At 35.0% G+C, this 16565-nt stretch carries 16 protein-coding genes; 5 read left to right on the top strand and 11 right to left on the bottom strand.

The annotated features are described in order from the left end of the window. Positions 1-2 precede the first annotated feature (2 nt). From argC to RM706_RS06795, 11 genes are all read right to left on the bottom strand, one after another. The gene (gene argC, locus RM706_RS06745; protein ID WP_311350265.1) at positions 3-977 is read right to left on the bottom strand and encodes an N-acetyl-gamma-glutamyl-phosphate reductase; all 975 of its coding nucleotides are present in this window, start codon (positions 975-977) and stop codon (positions 3-5) included. Further along, a complete protein-coding gene (gene argG, locus RM706_RS06750; protein ID WP_311350266.1) occupies positions 970-2160 on the bottom strand; it encodes an argininosuccinate synthase in 1191 nt (396 codons plus the stop codon). Before argG ends, argC begins: the two co-directional genes overlap by 8 nt. Further along, a complete protein-coding gene (locus tag RM706_RS06755) occupies positions 2157-2771 on the bottom strand; it encodes a GNAT family N-acetyltransferase (protein WP_311350267.1) in 615 nt (204 codons plus the stop codon). The genes argG and RM706_RS06755 overlap by 4 nt, the downstream gene beginning before the upstream one ends. Before the next feature lie 204 nt (positions 2772-2975). Then, positions 2976-4139: an MptA/MptB family glycosyltransferase gene (locus tag RM706_RS06760; protein WP_311350268.1), complete on the bottom strand. Its 1164-nt coding sequence runs from the start codon at positions 4137-4139 to the stop codon at positions 2976-2978. A 339-nt stretch (positions 4140-4478) separates the two neighbouring features. After that, positions 4479-4937, bottom strand: coding sequence for a GyrI-like domain-containing protein (locus tag RM706_RS06765; protein WP_311350269.1), 459 nt, complete (start codon positions 4935-4937; stop codon positions 4479-4481). Positions 4938-5003: 66 nt separating this feature from the next. Next, positions 5004-5696, bottom strand: a complete 693-nt coding sequence (locus RM706_RS06770; RefSeq protein WP_311350270.1) for a helix-turn-helix transcriptional regulator — start codon at positions 5694-5696, stop codon at positions 5004-5006. Between the two features lie 82 nt (positions 5697-5778). After that, on the bottom strand, positions 5779-7263 hold the full coding sequence (locus RM706_RS06775) for a cellulose synthase family protein (protein WP_311350271.1): 1485 nt from the start codon (positions 7261-7263) through the stop codon (positions 5779-5781). A gap of 1 nt (position 7264) precedes the next feature. After that, positions 7265-7957, bottom strand: a complete 693-nt coding sequence (locus tag RM706_RS06780; protein ID WP_311350272.1) for a glycosyltransferase family 2 protein — start codon at positions 7955-7957, stop codon at positions 7265-7267. Beyond that, the gene (locus tag RM706_RS06785; RefSeq protein WP_311350273.1) at positions 7954-8424 is read right to left on the bottom strand and encodes a toxin-antitoxin system YwqK family antitoxin; all 471 of its coding nucleotides are present in this window, start codon (positions 8422-8424) and stop codon (positions 7954-7956) included. The genes RM706_RS06780 and RM706_RS06785 overlap by 4 nt, the downstream gene beginning before the upstream one ends. Position 8425: 1 nt before the next feature. Then, positions 8426-10030 carry a 4Fe-4S binding protein gene (locus RM706_RS06790; RefSeq protein WP_311350274.1) on the bottom strand — a complete coding sequence of 535 codons (1605 nt, stop codon included), beginning with the start codon at positions 10028-10030 and terminating at the stop codon, positions 8426-8428. Between the two features lie 5 nt (positions 10031-10035). Next, positions 10036-11385, bottom strand: coding sequence for an NAD(P)/FAD-dependent oxidoreductase (locus tag RM706_RS06795; protein ID WP_311350275.1), 1350 nt, complete (start codon positions 11383-11385; stop codon positions 10036-10038). A gap of 235 nt (positions 11386-11620) precedes the next feature. Between RM706_RS06795 and RM706_RS06800 the strand changes: the two genes are divergently transcribed. The 5 genes from RM706_RS06800 to RM706_RS06820 are packed head-to-tail and all read left to right on the top strand — an operon-like array spanning position 11621 to position 16514. Then, positions 11621-12346 carry a DUF547 domain-containing protein gene (locus tag RM706_RS06800; RefSeq protein ID WP_311350276.1) on the top strand — a complete coding sequence of 242 codons (726 nt, stop codon included), beginning with the start codon at positions 11621-11623 and terminating at the stop codon, positions 12344-12346. Between the two features lie 24 nt (positions 12347-12370). Then, positions 12371-13237, top strand: coding sequence for a hypothetical protein (locus RM706_RS06805; RefSeq protein ID WP_311350277.1), 867 nt, complete (start codon positions 12371-12373; stop codon positions 13235-13237). A gap of 46 nt (positions 13238-13283) precedes the next feature. Further along, entirely contained in the window at positions 13284-14300 is a 1017-nt protein-coding gene (locus tag RM706_RS06810; protein ID WP_311350278.1) for a glycoside hydrolase family 113, read from the top strand. A 1-nt stretch (position 14301) separates the two neighbouring features. Further along, positions 14302-15564 (top strand): POTRA domain-containing protein, encoded by a 1263-nt coding sequence (locus RM706_RS06815; RefSeq protein WP_311350279.1) that lies wholly within the window; start codon positions 14302-14304, stop codon positions 15562-15564. A 32-nt stretch (positions 15565-15596) separates the two neighbouring features. After that, complete coding sequence (locus RM706_RS06820; RefSeq protein WP_311350280.1) at positions 15597-16514, top strand: hypothetical protein; 918 nt, start codon at positions 15597-15599, stop codon at positions 16512-16514. Positions 16515-16565 lie beyond the last annotated feature (51 nt).

The raw sequence follows: 16565 nt of genomic DNA on the forward strand, positions 1-16565 counted from the left end.
TCTTAAAATACACCTGCTTTCAATTTTAACCCTTCTGCTTCATCAAAACCAAATAACAGATTCATGTTCTGTACAGCCTGGCCAGAAGCCCCCTTCAATAAATTGTCTATTGCAGAGGTCATCAACAATAGATTTTCATGTTTATGTAAATGAATATGGCAATTATTTGTGTTTGCCACTTGCTTTAGATGAATAGGTTCTTGCGCGATATGAGTGAACAAGGCATTTTTGTAATACTCTTGATAAATGGCTATAGCATCTTCAAGATTATCCTCGAATTCAGTATAGACAGCAGCTAAAATTCCCCTAGGAAAATTACCCCTATTTGGAAGGAAGTTTAATCTTCCAACTTCATTTCCATATGCCCTCAAACTTTCATTTATCTCTCCTAAATGCTGATGTGTGAAAGGCTTATACCAACTTACGTTATTGTTGCGCCAACTAAAATGTGTTGTTTCAGATGGTTTTATACCGGCACCTGTACTACCTGTCACTGCATTTACATGAGCATCATTGTGTAAAAGACCCTCTTTTGCTAACGGAAGTAAGGCCAACTCAATTGCAGTTGCAAAGCAACCCGGATTTGCTATATATTGTGCCTCTTTTATTTCATTCTTATAGAGTTCTGGCAAGCCATAAATAAATTTTCTCCCCTCAAAAACGGAATCTCCTTGTAATCTAAAATCGTTACTTAAATCAATAATTTTAGTCTGGCTAGAGAAGGTATTTTCTTTTAAAAATTTGGAAGAATTTCCATGTCCGAGGCAAAGAAAAGCTAGGTCAACATTTAGATTTACTTTTCCAGTGAATTCTATTTCTGTTTGCCCTAATAAATCTGCATGTACTGATGTTAATGCTTTACCAGCTCTTGTAGTACTGAAAACAAAATCAATTTCAACGTTAGGGTGATTCAATAACAATCGGATCAATTCACCACCGGTATATCCAGAACCACCTATTATTCCTACCTTAATCATGATATTGATTTACATGGTTTGCAATTTTACCTGGATTGGACAACATTTTTATAAAGCCCTTGGCTTCATCTGCTGTCCAGCCTTTGTTCATTTCGCCATAACTACCAAAAGAAGCATTCATTAAATCGTGTTTGGAATCGACTCCAAGTAATCGAAACTGGAAAGGATAAAGACCTACAAAGACATCACCTGAGACATTCTTTTGAGTATCTGTCAAAAAAGCTTCGATGTTTCTCATTACTTCATCTAAATAATTTCCTTCATGCAATAACATTCCATAAAAATTACCCAACTGTTCTTTTTGATATTGTTGCCATTTACTCAATGTGTGTTTTTCTAATAGGTGGTGTGCTTTTATGATAATTAGTGGAGCGGCAGCTTCAAAACCTACTCTACCTTTAATTCCAATAATAGTATCGCCTACATGGATATCCCTACCAATAGCATATTTAGATGCCATGGCTTCGAGTTTTTCAATATTAGAAATTGGAGTGTTCTTTTGGCCATTAATTGCTATTAATTCTCCCTTTTCAAAGGTCAGTTTTATCTGAGTAGGTTCTTTTTCTTTTAATTGACTTGGGTAAGCAGTATCTGGTAAAGGTAAATTAGAGGTAAGTGTTTCATCACCACCAACCGAAGTGCCCCAAAGGCCTTTATTAATAGAGTATTTTGCTTTCTCCCAAGAATATTCTACTCCGTTCTTTTTTAAATATGCGATTTCTTCTTCTCTAGCCAATTTGTTATCTCTAATTGGGGTAATAATTTCAATTTCTGGCGCTAAGGTTTGAAAAATCATGTCAAAACGTACTTGGTCATTGCCAGCTCCCGTACTACCATGGGCAATATATTTCGCACCTACTTTTTTAGCGTGGTTTACAATTTCTACGGCTTGGACTATACGTTCGGCACTTACCGAAAGTGGATACGTATTGTTTCGTAAAACGTTTCCAAAAATCAAGTATCTGACTACTTGATTATAAAAATTTTGAACGGAATCTATTGACGTATAAGTGTTCGCTCCAAGCGCTATTGCCTTTTCTTCGATGATTTTAATCTCCTCTGAGGAAAATCCTCCTGTATTCACAATAACCGCATGTACTTCATAACCCTCTTCTTTAGAAAGGAATTTGGCACAGTACGAAGTATCTAATCCGCCACTATATGCTAATACTAGTTTTTTCATTTTGATTTTTTCTTTAAAAACAGGTTTTCTTTAATGCCTTTTAATCTTTTAAAAGCTTTACTATTTAGTTTTTGTTTTTCTTTTGCTTTGGTGACGGGGTCATATAACATTCCGGTGCACAGGCACATTTTGCGCTCCGTTCTGGTTAGAATATCAAAGTTTTTACAGGTTTGACAGCCTTTCCAAAAATCTGGATCATCTGTCAGTTCTGAAAAGGTGACAGGTTTGTAACCCAGCTCATAGTTCATTTTCATCACTGGAAGCCCTGTTGTTATCCCAAAAATTTTGGCATCGGGAAATTTCTCTCGTGATAGTGCAAAAATTCGCTTCTTTATTTTTTTGGCGAGTCCTTGGTTACGAAAATCAGGATGAACAATCAAACCAGAGTTGGCAACAAAGCCTTTATTGCCCCAGACTTCTATATAACAAAAACCCGCAAACTTTTCGTTATCCAACGCGATGACAGCATTGCCATTTTCTAACCTCTTGATAATGTACTCGGGGCTGCGTTGTGCAATACCAGTACCACGAACTTTAGCAGAATCTGTTATGGTATCACTAATGATTTGGGCGTATTTAAAATGTGATTCGTTAGCAACAATGATTTCCATTGCTAAATTTTTTAGAGTAAATAATTAAAAAAACGTTTGTGGAACTTGCGGAAATGGACTCACCTATTTCCATAGATATCATGCACCCTTACGGGCGACGGCGAGGAGCGAACGTACGTACTGGAGCTATATAGCTCTCAACTGTATATATGTGATTTTGTTCGTTCATTATGGGGTAAATGTATAAATGTATTCTGAACGAACCTAGTTTAAGTTAAATTTTTTACGAAACCTTGATATTATGTTATGATTTTTAAAGACTTCATGCCCTAGATAACCTAACACCAAACAATATTCAATTGTTATCAACCATAGATTTTCTTTAAAATCAGAATTGGAATAGGCATAATAGCTCAAAATCACGGATGCTGACCAAACTATAGGGAAGCGATAATTAGTAAAAACGCCTAAAATCAAAAGAAAGATAATGTACCAAGGATGTACTGTACTAGATAAGAAATAGTAACTAGAAAGTAATATAAGTATCGAGCTCAACAATGTTTCTAGATTTTGATTTTTTCTTAAAAAAGTAAGGAGCAATGCAATTGCAATGACCACTTTAGGAATAAGACTGCCGTAAGATTTTACTAGCTCCCACGGCTTAATTTCAAAGCATAATACGCCAATCTTTTTGACTAGATTGTAAACAGAAGCATTGAATTCAAAGTTTGAAAACCAAAGCCCTACAGTTTGTGAATAGTTATCAATGAATTCTGAGGAGTAAAATGGTAAGAGACAAGCGATACAAGTAATTCCGATCAAACTATAGAAAACAATACTTTTTTTAAACCCAAAGTGTTTTAGAAATAATGGTAAAAATAAGATAGGCACTAGTTTTAGAAGTATAGAAAGTGCGTAAATAGGGGCTGCCAACTTGTACTTGTTCATTGAAATCAAATACAAAGACCAAACAAAGAAAAAGAGCATCACGCCTTCAAAATGTAGATTTCCAGTGAGTTCTGTTATGACCAGGGGATTTAAAAAATACCAGAAAGCAAGGTGATTTGAATTCCCAATGTTTTGTATCAGCTTTTTTCCAAAGTATAGTATCCCTAAATCAGCACTAATAATAAAGAGTCTCATTATAATTAGTGATCCTAAAATACTGCCACCGCCTAAAAAGCTGGAAATCGCAAAAATAATTTGATTTAAAGGAGGGTAATTACTAAAATGTCGAGCACTTAGATCACCCATGCCTAGATGTAATTGTTTTGCATTGGCAATTGCTAAATCAGGCTGCTCAATTAAAGTGTTAGGCAAGAATAAGTAAGGATTGATTCCATTTTTTATAAGCTCACCATCCCATATAAAGCGATAAAAATCTTGAGAAAGATTCGGTTCGGCGAAAAGAAATAAAAATCTAAACAAGACGCCGCTTATAACTAGAAATTTAAAATTCCATTTTTCGAATTGAACTAATTTAAAATAGAAATAATAAAGTCCACTATAAAGCATTAACAATTTTGCAAAATCAGCTCTTTCTAGATCATAAGCAAAACTGAAATAAAAGAGTAACGATCCAAGAACAAAAAAAATAGGATATTTATGGAGTTTCCAATATTGGACTAATGAATTTGACATCGATACTTTATAATATTCCGAAAAAATAGGGAAAATATTAGTTATAGTTATTGAATGGCATAAAGAAAAAAGTGCGCTTTGAAAATCATTTTCAAGGCGCACTTATAGAGAATATTAATTGAGTTGTTATTTTACAGAAATTAGAATTTCAGCTATGCCATTAGTGGGGTCAATGGCTCTGTCATCATAAATTTCTAAATCGGTTTTGTAAGAACGCGGTAAATCCATATTCCAAATTTCCATCCACTTATTGATAACCGCATCTTTGGTAAGGTTTCCTTCCGCGAAGAATTGGGCATAGTTTGCTTCAGGTACTATTTTTACGGTTAAATCTTCTGGAATATTATCTAAACTGCCTACTTTATATCCAATAGTTATAGTATACGGTAATGTATGATCACCTTCATAATCTGAATATAGGGCGTAAACGGTTTCATCGACCTTATTGGGAATTTTGCTGCCAATGTTGTCGGTCATGAATTTTTGCCATAGTGCAGGGATGTCTTTTTCTGCTTTAGCATTTTGATTTGAAGTTCTGGTCGAAATGCCCACAATGTTCATTGCTTGTTTTTTCATGTTTGTCATGTCAATAATTTTAAATTTAAGCAAAATTAAATCAGAGATATGACAAGGGTGTGTCAGGGGTTAAAATTAAGTGCTATAGGTTTTTTTGTAGTATTCTTCTAAAGTCATATTATGAGATTCAAAGTACTCATTATTGGACGAGATTTTTTGAATAAGGTCAATTCTAAAAACCCGAAATTCTTTTCTTAATCTACAGAAGGCTATTAATAACCAGTTGCCTTGGGTACTATACAATGCAAAAGGCTCAATATCTCTTCTTGTATGTTTTTTTGCCAAGGATATATATTCAATATGCAATACTTGAAAATTGGTAATTGCCAATTGAATTTGCATTAAGTAGTCACTTGTTCTTTGATTATCATAATTGTAGGTAAAATAAACTCTATTGGTCAATAAATCGGTCTTCTCTTTCTGAGGTCCCCTAAGAATCGCCTTAATTTTTTGTATTGCTTCACTATAATTTTTAACAAGGGAACTATCCTTGTTTTTCAGGATTAATTGTTCCGCGGTAATTAATGCATTTGCCTCACTTTCCGTAAACATGACCGGGGGCAATTTGTAGCCATCCATAAGGCTATAACCGCGACCTTCTTCTGTTACAATTGGAATACCAGATTTCTCAAGGGTTCGAATATCACGGTAAATGGTCCTGATACTCACACCATGTTTTTTAGCCAAGGTAGTGGCCGTCACAATTTTTGATGACTGAAGTTGGGTCAAGATTGCTGTTAATCTTGAAAGTCTAGGCTTTTCTTCCATAAGGTTTTTTACGATTGTTGAATCTCACAAAAATTTTTGAGAGTAACAATCGGAAGAAAGGTAAATATTCTGATTTTGTTGTTTACGCCCTTGCAGTAAGTGACTTAAAGAATACAAAACCAAAACCTAAAAATAACATTAAATGGAATGGAAATAACCCATAATCGTTTAAAGGAATTGCGCTATACATTCCAAATAAGAAATACAACATCAGGGCAAACTCAATAACCATATTAGGAGATAGTTTGGTAGCCAAGTATTTGTTTCCTTTCCAATTATCCGTCAAGCTATTGATATTAAATTTTGGGGTTCGTACGAACTCACTACGTTTCCCTAAATGACCCTCCATAACAGCAATAGAATTGTGCAGAGATAAACCTAGAGCGACAGAGAAGAAGGTGAAAAATAATTTGATATAATCAATAAATTTATCAAATCCACTGCCTTGAATACTTTTATATGTAAACCAATAGCAGAAAAACAAAATAATCGTACTTACAATAAAAAAACTGGTTACCTCAAATACCCAACCTAGATGACCATAAGTATTTTTAATATATAGCATCGGGATGCTCAACAAGGCAACTACAAAAACACACAAGAACATAGAACTGTTCAAAAGATGCATTACCCCATGAAATTTGGTCTTAAAATCAATATTCTTTGCCTTAATGACACTCGCAACAGTTTTTCTAAAGTTTTCAGCCCCACCTTTGTTCCATCTAAACTGTTGAGAACGCGCAGCACTCATTACAACTGGCAATTCAGCAGGTGTTTCAACATCTTCTAAATACTTAAACTTCCAGTTTTTTAGTTGCGCTCGGTAACTTAAATCAAGATCTTCTGTTAAAGTATCTCCTTCCCAGTTGCCTGCATCAAGAATACATTCTTTTCTCCAGATGCCTGCAGTACCGTTAAAGTTTATAAAATGTCCTTTTGAATTTCGTCCTACCTGTTCTAAAGTAAAATGTGCATCAAGTGCAAAAGCCTGTATTCTGGTAAGCGAGTTGAAATCTCTGTTAATATGTCCCCAACGTGTCTGTACCACTCCGATTTCTGAGTCTTTAAAATATGGAACAGTTTTCTTTAACCAATCACTTTCAGGTAAAAAATCAGCATCAAAAATGGCTACGAACTCGCCTTTAGCAATTTCTAGGCCTTCTTTTAAAGCACCTGCCTTAAAACCTTGACGATTTGTTCTAGTGATATGCTGTATGTCCAATCCAGTGTCTTGAAGTTCCACAATACGAGATTTGGTATCTATAACTGAATCATCAGTCGAATCGTCCAACACTTGAATTTCTAGTTTACTTTTCGGGTATTCTATTTTTGCAATGTTTTCAAGTAAACGCTCCATAACATACTCCTCATTGTAAATCGGAAGCTGTATGGTTATGTGCGGAATTTCTCTTGGATCTAAAAGATTAAACTTTGGGGCTTCTTCATTTTGCCTTTTATTGCTCAAATAGTTGACCAGCAGATTCAATTGTGCTAAACTGTAGCAGAAGATTAAAATCAATGCGAAACTGTAAATGGCGATGATAATGTAAGCAATTGTTAGTCCCATATTATTTAATGCTGTATTTGAATATCCAACCTAAAATTTTTATGCCTGCAAATATAGCACCTTTTACGGTACCTGATACTTTTGAGACGCCAATTCTTTTCTTGTAACGCACTGGTACTTCGGTATATGCCATTTTTTTTCGCAGAACTTTCAATTGCATCTCAACCGTCCATCCATAAGTCTTGTCTTGCATTTGCAATTCTTTGAGCTTTTGGTATTTAATTGCCCTAAAAGGTCCTAAATCCGTAAATTTTGCCCCAAAAAATAAGCGCATTAAAAAAGTGGCCAATTCGTTACCAAAAATTTGGGGGAAGGTCATTGAACCAGTTTCTCGTAACTCTTTTTTTCGTGCACCTATGACCAAATCCATGTTCTTGTTTAAAATTGGATCTACAACTTTATCCAATTCTTCAGGATAATCAGAGTAGTCTCCATCAATAAATACGATGATATCGGGCTGCTTGGATTGTTCTTCGATGTAATGCATTCCACGAAGGCATGCATGTCCATAACCTTTCTTAGTTTCAGTCAGTACTGTAGCGCCAGCATTTTTGGCATTTAGTGCTGTATCATCGGTCGAATTATTATTGACCACAATAATCTCAGACACGGATTTGGGAATGTCATTAATTACATGAGCAATGGAATCAGCTTCATTGAAAGCAGGGATGATAACTTTTATTTCGGCACTCATTTAAGGTCTGAAAGTTTGTTTTCTTTTTTAAAGCTGCCAAAACTAAACCATTCTTTTATCTTCTTTCCATCTTTATATTTTTCTGCGGATTTTAACTCTTGATCCATATACTTCAAGCAATAACCATTTTTGATGCCGTCTTTTAATTGACACTTGTGGTTTATTTTTTCGTTTTCGTCATAAAACAGCCACCACTTTACTTTTTTTCCATCATTAAAATGTCCTTCCATTTCAAGCTTTCCATTATCAGAATAAAAGTACCAGTACCCCAATTCTTTATTCATTTTGTAGTGGCCTTGCTTTTTCAGCTTTCCATTAGAATGATAGAACTTCCAAAAATCTTCTTTAGAATTTTCAATCTTCCACCCTTGGGCTTTTAATTTACCATTGTTATGATATTCACGATGATACATCTTATTTGATGAGATAAAAGCAATTAAAAAAATCAAACTAACTCGAAGCAGCATTTTATTTTTTATTCACTAAAGTCATTAAATCAACATCATTGCCCAGCAAAACTTGATTACTGTCTATACGGCCCTCCAAAGGCCCATTCTCCAATTTTAAAACTCCACGCGGACACACAGCCGAACAAATGCCACAACCTACACAGCTTGAGCGCACAATATTTTCCCCTTTTTGAGCATAGGCACGTACGTCTATCCCCATTTCACAATAGGTAGAACAATTACCACATGAAATACATTGACCACCATTGGTGGTGATTCTAAATTTAGAAAAAAGGCGTTGTTGAAAACCTAGTATGGCTGCCATCGGACATCCAAATCGGCACCATACACGATTACCAAAAATTGGGTAGAAACCCGTGCCAATCACACCTGAGAATATACTTCCTATTAAAAAAGAATATGATTTACGTAATGTACCTGACTTAAATAAGAATACATTTCCATCCCCACTTAAAAAGTGCATTCCAATCAAGGCTAAAATGATTACCATATAGCCAATCGCACCATATTGGGCATCTTTTTGTAGTTGCTCTCTTTTGAATAACATTACCCAAGCAAAAATAGCCGTTAGAATAACAGCAACACTAACCAGGAAAGTTGTTTTGGTCAACCAGTATTTACTGGTGTCATTTCCCAAATAAGAATATACGACAGCAGTTGTCATAAGGGTTACAAAAACCACAACGCTATGCACCACCCACCGTTCAACATTCCAGGCCTTAACGGTTTTATCACTTAATTGACGGAAAGAATCACCGGCAGTTTCTGCCAAACCACCGCAACCGCATACCCAAGAGCAGTACCAGCGTTTACCATATTTATAAGTAAGTATTGGAGTAATTACAAGAATCGATAACACTCCAAAAATAAGTAACACCAAACCAATATTGCCTGCGCTTAAAAAATCACTGATGCGATATTTTTCAAAATTGTAATAATTTAATGGCCAAACTAACTTCAAATCATAATAAGGAAGTTTTCCGCCATTTAAAACCGAAGTTCCGTTTAGTCTAGCCATGACTTCAGGAATGATAAAAGCAAAAGCAGTTTGAAAGAACATCACACTCATGGTGCGAATTCGTTCATAGCGATTATGACGGTATTTCCATAGAAATTTGATTCCAAAAGCTAAAATGGCAACGGTATAAAGGGTGCCATAAACAAACCATTGGCTTGCAGGATTGCCGCTCAATACTCTACTTAAAGGGTCAAAAAGACCAATAACACCTTTATTATCGCCTTTGGCTACTAGCCCTAAATATTCTGGGTAGAAGTAAAGAATGATATAAAAACTCGTTAATGCTATACCAGCAATCCACCCCCAAAAGCCTTTACTGGAAACTGATTTAAACCAAACCCCGTCGTTTTTAATACCAGGTTCTTTTTTTGAATACATATCCCAAGAAAACCAGATGGTTCCAGCAGTTATAGCAGCTAAGGAAATACTCAGCCATAATCCTTTATTTGGAAAATCAACATTGAATGCTGCTAGCAAAATAATTGCTAAACCAAAGAATCCAATTAAGGTTGCAATTTTTTGGTTTCGACTTAAGGTCACTGGCGGTTGACCGGTTAAAGCCATGCTTCTATCGTAAGTGCTCATATCGTTTAGTTAAATTGAAATATGCGTTTTAAACTTTTCTTCTTAGATTCAATTGACTTATTGAAATCTGAATTGAATTTTGCAATAATCTCTTTTTCATACTGCTTGTAGAATTCAGGATCAAAATTGGCATCTGCCAGATGTTCCATTACAAAATCGACATCTCTTTCTTCGGTTAACCAACGGTCAAAAATTTCATGACGCATTCTGATTCCGAAGGTATTGATGCCCAAAAACTTTTTGTTGTTTTTGTTGAATGAAACAGTTACACATAATTTTTCTGATGGATGTCTCCAATGAAACTGTTCTTCATAATCTTTTTTACCCCTAGCCCCAAAAACCCAACCATAGGTTTGGTATTCAACGTCTAAAAACTTGGCAGAATTAAACCAATGTCCTGGTTTGTATTCGATTTTGTTTCCACAAATCGTTTGAGCCACAGTTTCACCCATCATACGCCCAGTATACCAAACGGCTTCGATGGGCCTACGGTTGCCAATGGCTTCATGCTGTTCTGCACAATCTCCAATAGCGTAAACATCTTTTATATTGGTTTCTAAATGGCGATTGACCTTAACGCCACGACCCAATTCAATACCAGAATCTTTGAGAAAATCAATATTTGGAGTGACACCTGCGGTTAAACCAACCATATTACAAGCTAGTTCTTCTCCAGTTTCTTCTATGACCACAGATTTTACCCTGCCATCTTCACCAGCGACAATTTTTTTTAAATTGGTACTTAAGCGCAAATCAATATGATGCTCTTTAATATGATCGTTGATCAATTGTGATTCACCTTCTGGAAGAACCCCATTCCAAAAACTACTCTCACGAACTAAAAAAGTAACTGGAATATCTCTACTTCTAAGCATTTCCGCCAATTCAATTCCAATTAGCCCGCCACCAACAATGACAGCTCTTTTGCAAACGTCTTTATTAGGCGCATTCACTTCGAGCAAGTCTAAATCTTGTTTAGAATACAGACCCTGAACTCCATGCAAATCTTGTCCCGGCCATCCAAATTTATTCGGTTTAGAGCCAGTTGCAATAATTAGTTTATCATATTGAAGTGCTCTAGAACCATCGAGTATAAGTTGCTTGTTCGCGGTATCTGCTTTATTTACATACCCACGTACCAGCTCAATATTATTTTTCTCCCAAAACCAGTTCTCATAAGGTTGAATATGGCCAAATTTCATATGACCCATATACACATACATAAGGGCAGTTCTGGAGAAGAAATAATCTGTTTCGGCGGAAACAATAATGATTCTTTTATCGGAAAGTTTGCGGATGTGTCTTGCGGCAGAGACGCCTGCAATTCCATTCCCTATAATAACAATGTTCTCCATTGGCTTTTTATTGGTTGTGGTTTGTGTCGTTTTAAAGGTATGAACTTAACACAAGGTATTAATTTAGAAAGATTTTAAATATACCTATTCGATGTAAGGTTGTTAGTACTATTTCGAACCGGTAACGCATTGATTTAGAAAATCTTAAATAATTCATAAAAAAATAAAAGCGTTGTAGGTAGTTAGAAATATGTTCGACTGATGCTTGAGATTTTAATCAGCTAAATAATAAACAATGAAAAATAAAATAACGCTAACTGCCATTCTGCTTTTGTTTTTGTTCCAGACTGGAACAGCTCAAACCACTTCGGAATTCTTTGATAAAGCCGATACCTTTTTTAAGACATATATAGAACATGGAAGGGTGGATTACAAAACAATTAGGGAAAATTCAAGCCGATTAAATGAATTGGTAGCTATTGCAAAAGAAATTTCAATTTCAAAGAGTGATGTGAATACTTATCAGGCATTTTGGATTAATGCGTATAACCTTTCTGTCATAAAAGGTATTGTTGATAATTACCCTATCAAATCACCATTAGATAAAGATGGGTTTTTCGACAAAGCCACTTATGATTTAGCAGGGAAGAGCATCACTTTGAACGATATAGAAAATAAATTACTCAGAGGTAACTTTCCAAAAGAAGCAAGGTTTCATTTTGTATTGGTGTGCGCAGGTCTGGGCTGCCCTCCAATAATTAATAATGCTTATTTGCCAAATACTTTAGATGCTCAACTGCAAACACAAACAGAATTGTCTTTAAATAATCCCAATTTCATAAAGGTAAAAGGCAATAAAGTACAATTATCTCAACTCTTTGAGTGGTACAAAGGAGATTTCACCCAAGAAGGGAAAAGTCAAATTGACTATGTAAATCAATATCGAAAAGAAAAAATAGATGGAAAGGTCAAAGTCAGTTACTACAACTATGATTGGACTCTAAACGAAAAAAAAAATTAGACAACAATTTCAAAAACAACTAAAATGAAAATTTTTAAAAACCATATCCTTATGGCTGGGCTTCTTTTGTCCACCTTAAATGTAATTTCACAAGATGATTCTGATGATGGAGGAAGTGTTATTCAAAACTTGACACCATCTAAACTCATAGGGCAGGGTCAGTGGGACCTGAAGTTATTCAATAATTTATATACCCAAACAGAAAGTACTTTCACTTCCGAAGATGGTATTAGGCAAAATTTTTTCACTTCTACTTTAGAGGCTTTTACAGGAGTATCTCAAAACAAAAGAGTGAATTTAGGAGCCATAGTCGAGTTTAGGGCAAATGGCAGAGATTTTATTCTGGGTGACGGTAGTTCTGAACGAAGAACCACATCAGGTATTACATCTATTGCCCCAGCTATTAAATTTGTTCCTTTTAAAAATGTTGGTAATTTTTCCATATTGAGTGCTTTCTCAATTCCTTTAGTAGGTGATGAAGTGGATGATAATGGCGTGTTTTTAGATCAAAATGGTTTTACATGGCAAAATAGATTCTTCTATGACTATACTTTTCCCGGAAAAAAATGGCAACTATTTACCGAATTAAACTCTGAACTCAATTTTGGGGACCAAGAAAAAAGTTTTGCAAATAATAGTTTAAATCTTTCTCCAGGAATATTCTTAAGTTATTTCCCTAGCTCAAAATTTACTGTTTTGGCATTGGCGCAACATACTCAAAGACTAGATTTAGGCAATGATTTCAAACAGAACTTTACTGCTTTAGGAGGTGGAGCTAAGTATCAATTAACAAAAGAACTTAACATAGAGACACTTTATACCAACTTTGTAAGGGGTGAAAACACAGGTCTTGGCGAAACTTTTAACATAGGTTTGCGTGCCGTTTTTTAGTCTTTAGAATACAAAACAAGTATTTTAGAAGTCTTAATTTTTAACTATGAAAAGATTAGGACTTCTTTTTTTGTGCTTTTTACAGTTCTCTTGTAGCAGTCAGGTAGGTGAAAAAATCAACGGACTTAGCTTTGTTGGTTCTCGTGAAAAAGTTACCCAAGAGCATATTGACCCTTTGGTAAATGTGAACGCTAATTACGCCGCTATAATGCCTTTTGGTTTTATAAGAAGCTTAAACAACCCAAATGTGGTTTTCAACACGGATCGACAGTGGTATGGAGAAACACGTGCCGGTGCAAAGCAGTATGCCCAACTGTTGCAAAAAAATGGAGTAAAGATTATGATAAAGCCACAAATTTGGGTGTGGCAAGGGGAATTTACGGGTGATATCACTATGGAAACCGAAGAAGCGTGGCTAGAGTTGGAAAAAACATACAAAGATTTTATTCTGACTTATGCTTTATTAGCTGAAGAGGTAGATGCCGAGGTTTATTGCATTGGAACAGAGCTGGAAGAATTTATAAAATATCGCCCAAAATTTTGGAAAGAACTTATTGAAAAAGTGAGGAATCGTTACTCAGGTAAACTTACTTATGCTGCGAATTGGGATGAATATACAAGAACTCCTTTTTGGAGTGAATTGGATTATATTGGAGTAGACGCTTATTTTCCTTTATCTGAAGAGAAAAACCCAACCAAAGAACATATGAAGAAGGGATGGCAAAAATGGAAAATTGCACTTAAAAATATTTCTGAAGAGAAAGATAAACCTATTGTATTTACAGAGTTTGGTTATCGTAGCATGGACTATACTGCTAAAAAACCATGGTTGGTAGATCGTAATCAAATGGATGTCAACCTAAAGGCCCAGGCAGATGCTACTCAAGTAGTTTTTGATGAGTTTTGGAAAGAAGATTGGTTTGCTGGCGGTTTTATTTGGAAGTGGTTTATACAACACAAAAAAACAGGAGGAGAAGGTGACAATCGATTTACCCCTCAAAATAAACCATCCGAAATTGTAATAAGAAACTTTTATGGCGACTATTTGAACAAACGACCATAAAATGCCTAGAGTAGGTTTCCTAGTATTCTTTTCTTTTCTGTTTTTTGCAGTTTATGGTCAATCAATCGTGGTTGATGTCAAATTTCAAGGAAATAAAAAAACAAAATCTACTTTCTTAAAAAAGTTTGTTTTGGTCAAACCGGGTTCTAAGTTGGACTCTGCCTTAATTAAAAAGGATATTAACAGACTCAAACGCTTGCCAGCAGTCGCGCATGCTTATTTTCAAGTATTTAACGCAAACGAACCAGGGCAATATAATGTGTTTTATGGTATTGAAGAGAATTATACTATAATTCCATTTGCGAATGTTTATACTTCAAATAATGATGAGTTTGCCTTTAGAGTTGGCCTACAAGAGTTTAACTTTTTGGGTAGAAATATTACACTCGGAGGCTTTTATCAATACGATATTTTTAATTCTTATGGAGCCAATCTTAGAGCACCTTATCTGTTTTCAAAAAAACTTGGACTTGCGCTAAATTATCAAGATTTAACCACACAAGAACCTGTTTTTCTTGATAATGGTACCGCAGATTATAAATATAATAATGAATCTGTCGAGGCTTTGGTGTTATATGAATTCAATTTTAAAAATCGAGTAGAAATAGGAGTTAACCTTTTTACTGAAGATTATGCATATTTATCAGGGGCCACAAATCCTGAGGTGCCACAGAGTTTAAGAGTTGATAAATACCTTTATAAACTGATTTATGATTTTAATAACCTAAACTACTATTATCATTACCTTTCAGGCTATAGAAGTACTTTAAATTTACAGTTGGTTCGCAGTCAAGACCAAACCTTACCAGATTTTACTATTGGGTTTAATGATTTCTTATATTTTGCAAGGATAGGCGCAAACGGAAATTGGGCCAATCGATTACGATTTGGTGTTTCTAGCAATATTGAAACACCGTTCGCTCCTTTTGCAGTGGATAATAATTTGAATATTCGTGGTGTGGGGAATACCATTGACAGAGGTACGGCTGCTATCGTATTAAATACAGAATACCGATATACCCTATTGGAAAATAAGACCTATGTGGTACAAGGAAACTTTTTTATTGATGGAGGAAGTTGGCGAAATCCCGGAGGTGATTTTGGTGATTTTACGGACGATCAAAATCTTCGAATCTATCCTGGAGTTGGCATTCGATTTATTCACAAACGTATTTTCAATGCCATTTTAAGAATAGATTACGGTCATGGTATTACAAAAGATGCAACAAGGGGAATTGTATTTGGTATTGGACAGTATTTTTAGTAATCTTTGTATTACAAGCTAAGTCATAAACTATGAACCGTGTATTTCTTGCGTTTTTAAGCATTTTAGTGGTTTATTTAAATGGAATTGCTCAAGATTCTTTGCAGACTGTAATTGCTCAAAAAGGAGATGGTATTTTTTCAGTTCTTAGAAAAGAAGGGTTAAATCCTTCGAAATACTATGCGGAATTTGTTGCCTTAAATACTGAGAATCTAAGAAACGGAAGTGAACTGCATTTAGGTAGAGCATATAAAATTCCAAATGCTCCTGATTCTTTTAAAGAGACCGGTAAAGCGATTAATATTGTCAATGGCGTAGAAGAACCACTTTTTTCTAGTGAACTTAATAAGATTAGTGTTAAATCTGATAAACTTAATAAAGCTGTCTATTATTTGATAGCTGAAGATAATAATGTAAATACTGCTTTCGGAGCTACAATTGTGTCTGAATTGGCTAGGGAGCTTCTTGTGAATGGAGCTCAGGTTTACCTTATGGAATCAGATACTTTGCTTAATAAGAAACATGATTTTCGTCGAGTTCAAGAGTATGTAGAAACAATTAACAAGCGTTACTTGAAGCATACAGGCAAGTATCAGCGTTTATTGATAATTAGATCTACTGGTGAAATCAAAAATAGAAAACTAAATGTTGCGATTTACCATCACAGTAAAAGTGAAGAAGGGCAAAAATTTGCCGATAACATAAAAGCTGTAGTTAAAAGAAACAGTATTACAAACCGTTCGGTTAAGGATTTTTCGGAGATTTTTGAAAATGATAATGATTTATTCTTAGCTAAAAATGTATTGCCTGCAATATCTGTCATTGATGTTTCTGCTGATTTAAAGTTCAAGAATGAACAATTCTCGGTGTACTCAGATAAAAGAACTTTTGCTAAATGGGTAACAAAGGGGATGTTTAATGATTATGCAGAATTGGATATTGAAAAATAGTTACCTCATCTTCGAATAGTGTATTTTTCGAGAATCGTCAAAAATGATTTT

The organism is Croceitalea rosinachiae (assembly GCF_031846445.1).
GTDB lineage: Bacteria > Bacteroidota > Bacteroidia > Flavobacteriales > Flavobacteriaceae > Croceitalea > Croceitalea rosinachiae.

What these genes read in the sequence shown, in the direction of transcription:
- argC (WP_311350265.1), bottom strand. Translation starts at nt 977, where the DNA reads ATGATTAAGGTAGGAATAATAGGTGGTTCTGGATATACCGGTGGTGAA.
- argG (WP_311350266.1), bottom strand. Translation starts at nt 2,160, where the DNA reads ATGAAAAAACTAGTATTAGCATATAGTGGCGGATTAGATACTTCGTAC.
- RM706_RS06755 (WP_311350267.1), bottom strand. Translation starts at nt 2,771, where the DNA reads ATGGAAATCATTGTTGCTAACGAATCACATTTTAAATACGCCCAAATC.
- RM706_RS06765 (WP_311350269.1), bottom strand. Translation starts at nt 4,937, where the DNA reads ATGACAAACATGAAAAAACAAGCAATGAACATTGTGGGCATTTCGACC.
- RM706_RS06770 (WP_311350270.1), bottom strand. Translation starts at nt 5,696, where the DNA reads ATGGAAGAAAAGCCTAGACTTTCAAGATTAACAGCAATCTTGACCCAA.
- RM706_RS06775 (WP_311350271.1), bottom strand. Translation starts at nt 7,263, where the DNA reads ATGGGACTAACAATTGCTTACATTATCATCGCCATTTACAGTTTCGCA.
- RM706_RS06780 (WP_311350272.1), bottom strand. Translation starts at nt 7,957, where the DNA reads ATGAGTGCCGAAATAAAAGTTATCATCCCTGCTTTCAATGAAGCTGAT.
- RM706_RS06785 (WP_311350273.1), bottom strand. Translation starts at nt 8,424, where the DNA reads ATGCTGCTTCGAGTTAGTTTGATTTTTTTAATTGCTTTTATCTCATCA.
- RM706_RS06790 (WP_311350274.1), bottom strand. Translation starts at nt 10,030, where the DNA reads ATGAGCACTTACGATAGAAGCATGGCTTTAACCGGTCAACCGCCAGTG.
- RM706_RS06795 (WP_311350275.1), bottom strand. Translation starts at nt 11,385, where the DNA reads ATGGAGAACATTGTTATTATAGGGAATGGAATTGCAGGCGTCTCTGCC.
- RM706_RS06800 (WP_311350276.1), top strand. Translation starts at nt 11,621, where the DNA reads ATGAAAAATAAAATAACGCTAACTGCCATTCTGCTTTTGTTTTTGTTC.
- RM706_RS06805 (WP_311350277.1), top strand. Translation starts at nt 12,371, where the DNA reads ATGAAAATTTTTAAAAACCATATCCTTATGGCTGGGCTTCTTTTGTCC.
- RM706_RS06810 (WP_311350278.1), top strand. Translation starts at nt 13,284, where the DNA reads ATGAAAAGATTAGGACTTCTTTTTTTGTGCTTTTTACAGTTCTCTTGT.
- RM706_RS06815 (WP_311350279.1), top strand. Translation starts at nt 14,302, where the DNA reads ATGCCTAGAGTAGGTTTCCTAGTATTCTTTTCTTTTCTGTTTTTTGCA.
- RM706_RS06820 (WP_311350280.1), top strand. Translation starts at nt 15,597, where the DNA reads ATGAACCGTGTATTTCTTGCGTTTTTAAGCATTTTAGTGGTTTATTTA.